At 69.9% G+C, this 7,563-nt stretch carries 8 protein-coding genes; all 8 read right to left on the reverse strand.

From position 1 onward, the window contains the following. Nucleotides 1-30: 30 nt before the first annotated feature. The 8 genes from ACNPM4_RS11705 to ACNPM4_RS11740 all read right to left on the reverse strand — a co-directional run bounded on the left by ACNPM4_RS11705 (nucleotide 31) and on the right by ACNPM4_RS11740 (nucleotide 7,525). The gene (locus ACNPM4_RS11705) at nucleotides 31-942 is read right to left on the reverse strand and encodes an ABC transporter substrate-binding protein (RefSeq protein WP_105711405.1); all 912 of its coding nucleotides are present in this window, start codon (nucleotides 940-942) and stop codon (nucleotides 31-33) included. A gap of 48 nt (nucleotides 943-990) precedes the next feature. Then, nucleotides 991-1,716 (reverse strand): ABC transporter permease, encoded by a 726-nt coding sequence (locus ACNPM4_RS11710; RefSeq protein ID WP_372467844.1) that lies wholly within the window; start codon nucleotides 1,714-1,716, stop codon nucleotides 991-993. Then, the gene (locus tag ACNPM4_RS11715; protein ID WP_029263230.1) at nucleotides 1,713-2,396 is read right to left on the reverse strand and encodes an ABC transporter permease; all 684 of its coding nucleotides are present in this window, start codon (nucleotides 2,394-2,396) and stop codon (nucleotides 1,713-1,715) included. Before ACNPM4_RS11715 ends, ACNPM4_RS11710 begins: the two co-directional genes overlap by 4 nt. Then, the gene (locus ACNPM4_RS11720) at nucleotides 2,393-3,265 is read right to left on the reverse strand and encodes an ABC transporter ATP-binding protein (protein ID WP_372467843.1); all 873 of its coding nucleotides are present in this window, start codon (nucleotides 3,263-3,265) and stop codon (nucleotides 2,393-2,395) included. The genes ACNPM4_RS11715 and ACNPM4_RS11720 overlap by 4 nt, the downstream gene beginning before the upstream one ends. A 43-nt stretch (nucleotides 3,266-3,308) precedes the next feature. After that, nucleotides 3,309-3,611, reverse strand: coding sequence for a DUF427 domain-containing protein (locus ACNPM4_RS11725; protein ID WP_372467842.1), 303 nt, complete (start codon nucleotides 3,609-3,611; stop codon nucleotides 3,309-3,311). A gap of 142 nt (nucleotides 3,612-3,753) precedes the next feature. Next, nucleotides 3,754-5,190, reverse strand: a complete 1,437-nt coding sequence (locus ACNPM4_RS11730) for a dihydrolipoyl dehydrogenase family protein (RefSeq protein ID WP_448985816.1) — start codon at nucleotides 5,188-5,190, stop codon at nucleotides 3,754-3,756. A gap of 286 nt (nucleotides 5,191-5,476) precedes the next feature. Then, nucleotides 5,477-6,058, reverse strand: a complete 582-nt coding sequence (locus ACNPM4_RS11735) for a biotin transporter BioY (RefSeq protein ID WP_029263234.1) — start codon at nucleotides 6,056-6,058, stop codon at nucleotides 5,477-5,479. Between the two features lie 105 nt (nucleotides 6,059-6,163). Further along, entirely contained in the window at nucleotides 6,164-7,525 is a 1,362-nt protein-coding gene (locus ACNPM4_RS11740) for an MFS transporter (RefSeq protein WP_448985820.1), read from the reverse strand. Nucleotides 7,526-7,563 lie beyond the last annotated feature (38 nt).

Consider the following 7,563-nt stretch of genomic DNA (forward strand, 5'->3'; position numbering starts at 1 on the left):
CCGGGGGCGGGCCGCTTCTGTCTCAGCGACTCAGAGGTCGTTGTCCGCCAGCCACTTCTTGGCGATGTCGGATGCCGACTTCTGGTCGACCGTGCTCTGCACGTTCAGGGCGACGAGCTCGTCGGCCGTGAGCTTCGCGCTGATCGCGTTGATCACGTCGGCGGCCCCATCGGGCAGATCGTCCGAGACGATCGGCACGACGTTCGAGGCCAGGATGATGTTCTCCGGGTCTTCGAGCGCCACGATGTCCTCCGTCTGGAACGCCGGGTCTGCCGAGTAGATGTCGGCGACCTGGATCTCACCGGCGAGCAGCGACTCGAGCGTGGTCGGGCCCGTCGCCGAGAATCCGAGGTCGACACCGTAGACCTCCTTGGCCGCGGCCGGGCCGTAGGGGCGCTGCTCGAACTCCGGCGCGGCGCCGATGGTCACCGGCGTCGTGACCTTGGAGAGGTCGGAGATCGAGGTGAGACCGTTCTCGTCCGCGAAGCTCTTCAGCACGGTGTACGTGTCCTGATCCGAAGCCTCGGCGTAGTCGAGCGCGGTCAGACCGTCGGGCAGCGCCTCCTTGAGCGCCTCGTAGACGTCGTCCGGGCTGGTTGCGGTCGCATCCTTGTCGAGATACTCGAGCAGGTTGCCGGTGTACTCGGGGAAGACGTCGATCGCGCCGGACTCGACATCGGGCATGTACGCGTCGCGCTGACCGATGTTGAACTGCTCGTCGACCGTGAAGCCGGCACCCTCGAGCGCCTGCGAGTAGATCTCGGCGATGATCTCGTTCGAGTAGTAGGCCTGCGAGCCGATGACGATGGTCTCGTCACCCGAGCCCGCGTCGTCGGTGGGGGCGTCGAGCGGGTTGCTGCTGGTGCAGCCGGCGAGGACGAGCGCCGCGGCGAGCGAGACGCCACCGGCGAGGGCGAGTCGTGACTTTCGTGCTGTGAACATGGGACTTCCTCTTCTCTGGGACAACGGGATGGATGCTGTGGGTCGATGTCAGGCGGGCGCTGCGGCCGCGGCCTTGATGACGGTGCGCGAGCGGCGCTTCCGCGGTGCGGCTCGCACACCCGCGGGGACGGCGGCGTGCTGGAGGAGCGCGAAGATCAGGTCGACGGCCAGCGCGAGGACGGCGACGAGGATCGCCCCGCCGAGCACCTGATCGAACTTGCGCAGGGGGATGCCCTGGATGATCGGCCAGCCGAGACCACCGAGGTTCACGTAGGCGGCGATCGTCACGGTGGCGATCACCTGGAGGAGCGCGGAGCGGATGCCGCCGACGAGGAGCGGCAGACCGAGGGGCACCTCCACCTTCCAGAACACCTGCCATTCGGTCATCCCCATGGAGCGCGCCGAGTCGAGCACCCGCCGGTCGATGGCCTCGAGGCCCGTGTAGGCACCCGCGAGGAGCGAGGGGATCGCGAGCAGGACGAACGTGATGATCGCGGCTTCGGGGATGCGGAGCACGCCGAGCAGCAGCACGAGCAGCACCAGGAGTCCGAACGACGGGATCGCACGCGCCGCACCGGAGACCGCGACGGCGACCTCCCGTCCGCGCCCGGTGTGCCCGATGAGCCAGCCGATCGGAACGGCGATGACCGCGGCGATCACCACCGAGATCAGCGTGTAGTACATGTGCTGGCCGAACAGGACCGGCAGCGCATACGTCCCCTCCCACCGGTCGGGGGAGAAGAGCCAGGCGAGGGCGTCCGTGAACACGTTCATGCGGCCGCCCCCATGCTCACGGCTCGACGAGCGGCCGACGGCGTCTTCGCCGCGCGGGTCCACGGCATCAGGGCGCGGCCCAACAGCAGGAGCAGCAGGTCGATCACGAGCGCGATCACGACGACCGCGACGACACCGGCGAACACCTCGGCGAGGATGCGGCGCTGCAGGCCGTTCTCGAACAGGTAGCCGAGGTTGGTGACGCCGACCAGGATGCCGACGGTGGCGAGGGAGATGGTGCTGACGGCGGCCACCCGGAGCCCGGCGAGGACCACGGGGCCCGCGAGCGGGAAGTCGACCGTCCAGAACCGTCGGAACCCGCCGTAGCCCATCGCGGTGGCGGACTGCCTGATCGCGGGGTCGACCGAGTCCAGGCCGTCGGAGACCGCACGCACCAGGATCGCGACCGCATAGATGGTCAGGCCGATGATGAGGTTGATGGGGCTGCGGGCGGGGTAGCCCGCGACGGACGGCAGGAGGATCAGCAGCGCCAGCGAGGGGATCGTGTAGAGCAGCCCGGTGAGGACGATGACGGGCCCTTTCACCAGCTGATAGCGCCAGGCGAGCCACCCGAGCGGCAGCGACAGGACGAAACCGAGCACGATCGCGATCGCGCTCTGCTGCAGGTGGATCGCGGTCAGCTCGAGGATGAGGCCGAGATTGTCGACGACCCAGTTCACGGAGCGCCCTTCGTCACGCTCTCCTCGCTCAGCAGCGCGTCGGTCACGGCATCCGGCACGTCGACGATCGAGCCCTGGGTGCGACCGTCGGAATCGACCACCACGGTGCCGCGCGGCGTCTGCTTGAGGTGCAGCGCCCGCTTGCCGCGATCGGCGCCGATGAAGGCCGCCACGAAGTCGTCGGCCGGGTTCTCGATGATCTCGCTCGGGCTGCCCACCTGCACGATGCGCGCGCCCTTGTCGAGGATGACGACCTGGTCACCGAGCAGGAACGCCTCGTCGATGTCGTGCGTGACGAACACGACCGTCTTGTCGAGCTCGTGCTGCAGGCGGATGGTCTCCTGCTGCAGGTCGGCGCGCACGATGGGGTCGACCGCACCGAAGGGCTCGTCCATGAGCAGGATGTTGGGGTCGGCTGCGAGTCCGCGGGCCACACCGACGCGCTGCTGCTGACCACCGGAGAGCTGGCTCGGGTAGCGCTCGGCGAGCGACTGGTCGAGGCCGACCGTGTCGAGCAGTTCCCGCGCTCGCTGGTGGGCCGCGGCTCGCTTCACCCCGGTCAGCCGCAGCACGGTCGCCACGTTGTCGATGACCGTGAAGTGCGGCATGAGGCCGGAGTTCTGCATGACGTAGCCGATGCGCCGACGCAGCGCGACCGGGTCGCCGACCAGCACACTCTCGCCGTCGATCTCGACGTCGCCGGAGGTGGGCTCGACCATCCGGTTGATCATCCGGAGCAGGGTGGTCTTGCCACAGCCGGAGGAACCGACGAAGACGGTGGTCTTGCGCGACGGCAGCACCAGGCTGAAGTCGTCGACGGCGAGGGTGCCGTCGGGGAACCGCTTCGTGACGTTGCGGAACTCGATCATGGGCTGGTCTCCAGTCGGTCGATCGATGCGAAGGCGGGTGTGACTACGGTCCGACCTCGACGCGGGGGTCGAAGGCCACGTATCCCGAGAAGTCCGTGCCCACACGCTCGAACGCCGAGGGATACGGGTTCGGATACGACCAGGCGTAGTCGGTGTGGAGCTCGCCCTCGGTCTGCACCGAGTAGTACTGCGCGGCGCCCTTCCACGGACAGGTGTACGGCGTGGGGCTCTCGACGAGCGCGCCGAGCGCGACGGATGCGGGTGGGAAGTACCAGTTCCCCTCGATGCGGACGAGCTCGCTCTCGTCGGCCTCGGCGATGACGGTTCCTGCGAGTACAGCCTTCATGGTCCTGCCTCCTCGGATGTGGGTTCGAGCGTATAAGACGGTGGGGACATCGGTCCGACGGGTTGCGCGCGGGCCGTCAATGTGAGAAACAATCCCGGATGCTGTTCGGTGCCCTTCCCCGAACGGATTGCCGCCGTGCGGATCAGGCGGAATCGCGTCCGTAGCCCTCCAGCAGCCGCAGCCAGATCTCGCTCACGGTCGGGTACGACGGCACCGCGTGCCACAGACGGGCGATCGGAACCTCGCCCACGATCGCCACCGTCGCGGCGTGCACGAGCTCCGCCACCTCGGGGCCGACGAACGTGGCACCGAGCACGACGTCGCGCTCGGTGTCGATCACGAGGCGTGCCTGGCCCTCGAAGCCGTCTTCGTAGAGGCTCGCCCCGGCGACCCAGCCCAGGTCGTAGTCGACGACCTTCACCTCTTTCCCGGCCTCGCGCGCAGCGGCCTCGGTGAGTCCGACCGAGGCGACCTCGGGGATCGAGAACGTGACCTGCGGGACGGCGGCCTCATCCGCGGTGGCGACGTGGCGGCCCCACGGTGCATCGTCGACGTCGGCACCCTTCGCGCGGGCGACGATCACGTCACCGGCGGCCCGCGCCTGATACTTGCCCTGGTGCGTGAGCAGCACGCGTCCGTTCACGTCGCCGACCGCGTACAGCCAGTCGGAGCCGGGAACCCGCAGCGTGTCGTCCGTCTTGATCCAGCGCCCCGGTTCGAGGCCGACGACGTCGAGGCCGATGTCTCCACTGCGCGGCGTGCGCCCTGTCGCGGCGAGCACCTCGGTCGCGGTGATCTCCTCGCCGCCGTCGAGCGTGATGGTGACGCCATCGGGCCCGCGGCGGACCGACGTGGTGCCGGTTCCGGTGCGCACGTCGACGCCGAGCTCCTTCAGCCCCGCGGCCACCCGCTCGCCCGCGAAGGGCTCCATCCCGCCGAGCAGTCCGCTGCGGGCGATCACGGTCACGGTCGAGCCGAGCGCGGCGTACGCGGTCGCCATCTCGACGGCCACCACGCCGCCGCCGATCACGGCCAGGCTCTCCGGCAGCTCCTCGGCGCTGGTCGCCTCGCGGCTCGTCCACGGGGAGGCCTCGCGGAGCCCGTCGATGGGCGGGATGACGGCATCCGATCCGGTGCTGATCGCGACCGCGTGCCGGGCCCGCAGCACGCGCTCGGTGCCATCGGCATCCGTCACCGTCACCTCGCGCTCGCCCGTGAGCCTGCCGTGGCCGCGGGCCAGGTCGATGCCGGCCGAATCGAGCCACTTCACCTGACCGTCATCCGACCAGTTGCTGGTGAACGAGTCGCGGCGGTCGAAGACGGCTCGCACGTCGAGCTTTCCGGTGACCGCCTGAGAGGCGCCGGCCACGTGCTGCGCCGCGCGGAGGGCCTGGGCCGAACGCAGCAGCGCCTTCGACGGCATGCACGCCCAGTAGGAGCATTCCCCTCCGACGAGTTCGCTCTCCACGATGATCGCGGTGAGCCCGCCCTGCACGGCACGGTCGGCGACGTTCTCGCCGACGGGTCCTCCGCCCAGCACGATCAGGTCGTATTCGTCGGTCTTCTCCGCAGCGTTCATGCGTCGCACCTCTCGTCGCCCGGGTCGTCGGTTCCGTCGCCCAGTCTCGCTCAAGAGCAACGCCGAGTCACGGGTGACTTGTTCCCGTCGGCGTGGCGGGCAAGGTGGAGCGACCGGGTGCCGGGCCGATGGTGCCGACGGGGCGGACGGGGTCGGCGGGTTCACTTGTCGGTCCGATGCACGAATGTCGGACGGATACCCGGCGTGTCGTCCGACACCCGTGCGTCGGTCCGACAGATGGACCGGAGCGAGACCGGATGCCGCGGCGGATGCCGCGGCGTGCGCGTCAGGCGGCGACGGGTTCCCGCACCGGACGACTGTCGGCGAAGGCGCGCGGGTAGGCGCGACGCAGGGCGACCACGACGAGGGTGGCGGCGGTCACCTTGATCAGGTCTCCGGGGAGGAAGGCCAGGCTCGACAGCGCGGTGAGGTCGAGCGGGACGCCGGTGACGAGCGCCTGCACCGGGATGCCGAACGCGTACACGACGAGCACCCCGCCGACGAGGGCGGCCACGGCGGCACGCCACCAGGTGAAGCGCCCGGTACGCAGGATGAGTCCGATCACCACGACGCCGGCGATCCAGCCGATCATGTAGCCCACGGTCGGTCCGACGAAAACGCCGAGGCCGCCGCGGCCTCCGGCCAGGACGGGGAGTCCGACCGCGGCGAGTGCCAGCACGACGGCGATCGACCACGGGGCGACGCGCGGGCCGAGCACGAGGCCGGCGAGCATGACACCGAGCGTCTGCCCCGTGATCGGCACCCCGCCCGGCAGCGGCACGACGACCGTGCCGAGCACGATGATGAGGGCGGCGAATACGGCCACCCGGCCGAGAGTAGCGCTGGTGTCACGGGGGGAGTCGGTCATCGCTCATCCTTCCTGAACGGTGTTCACCTGAACACCGTTCATCAGAGTACGGATGCCGTCGCTCTCGCGCAAATCATCGCGCGACGGCGTCCGCCACGGGCGCGATCATCCGGCCGCCGACTCCTCGCCGACCGCAGCCGCCGCCGATCCGCCGCTCCGACTACTGATCCGCGGCGCGAGGACCGCCGCCGCGAAGGCGACGACGGCCGCCAGCACGAACACCCCCAGGAACGGATCGGTGGCGGCGAGCGCCGTGAAAAGGGTCCCGGTTATGGCCAGGGCCATGGCGCTGCCGAACGAATCGGCGACCGTCATGGCACCGCTGTTGAAGCCCTGGTCCGCGGGTGTCGACATCGCGAGGGTCAGGGCACTGGTCCTGGGGCTCATCAAGCCCATGCCCATCCCCGCGACGACCCAGGCGACCGCGACCATCAGGGCGTCCCAGCCGAAACCGGCGGTCGCGACGATCAGCAGGATGCCGACCAGCACCAGGATCGTGCCCACCTGCACGGCCGTCACACTCGAGAGCCGCACGCCCATCCGCCCCTGCACCGTCGCGGCGAGAGACCAGGCGAGCGCGCCGCCGGTGAGGGAGAGCCCCGCGAGCGTCGGCGAGAGCTCATAGCGATCGGTCAGCAGATAGGGCAGGTAGACCTGTGCGCCGAAGAATGCGGCGGCGGCCACCCCGCGGACGAGGATGACCGAGGGCAGCCCGCGCCGGGCGCGAAAGGTGCCGCGCGGGACCAGTGGGCGCACCGCGATGAGGGCGACCACCACGGCCATAAGCGCCAGCACCGGGCCGACCCCGGGGATGTCGCCGACCAGGTTCAATGCAAGCACGGCCATCGCGGCCAGCACCGACCAGCCGAGCCTCCCGAAAGCCCAGGGCGTCGACGCATCACCGTCGTTCGCGAGCCCACGCAGGGCGGGGATGACCATGAGCAGCGCGACGAGCACGAGGATGACGACACCGAGGAAGACCCAGTGCCAGCTCCAGAGCTCGGTCACCGCTCCCGCCACCGTCGGTCCGATGAGGGAAGGGATGACCCAGGCGGCCGCGAACCCGGCGAAGATCGCCGGGTGCAGCGCCTGCGGGTAGACCCGGGCGACCACGACGTAGAGCGCGACCATGAGCCCTCCACTGCCGAGACCCTGCGCGAACCTGCCCGCGACGAGGATCTCCATGCTCGGCGCGAGCCCCGCGACGAGCAGCCCGACGACGAACATCGCCACTGCCGTGTAGAGCGGGGCCACCGGTCCGCGACGATCGGCCCAGTTCCCCGCGATCACCATGCCGATGACCCCGGTGGCGAGGGGGCCGGCGAATGCGAGTGCGTACAGCCGCTCACCGCCGAGATCGGCGCTCACCGTCGGCATCACGGTGGTGACGGCCAGGGACTCGAACGCCCCGAGGAACACGAGCGCGCACGCACCGATGGTGATCCAGACGTATTCGCTGTTCAGGATGCGCGGTGCGGGGGCGGCCGGCGCGGGCGTCTGCCCGG

The organism is Microbacterium umsixpiens, assembly GCF_053543675.1.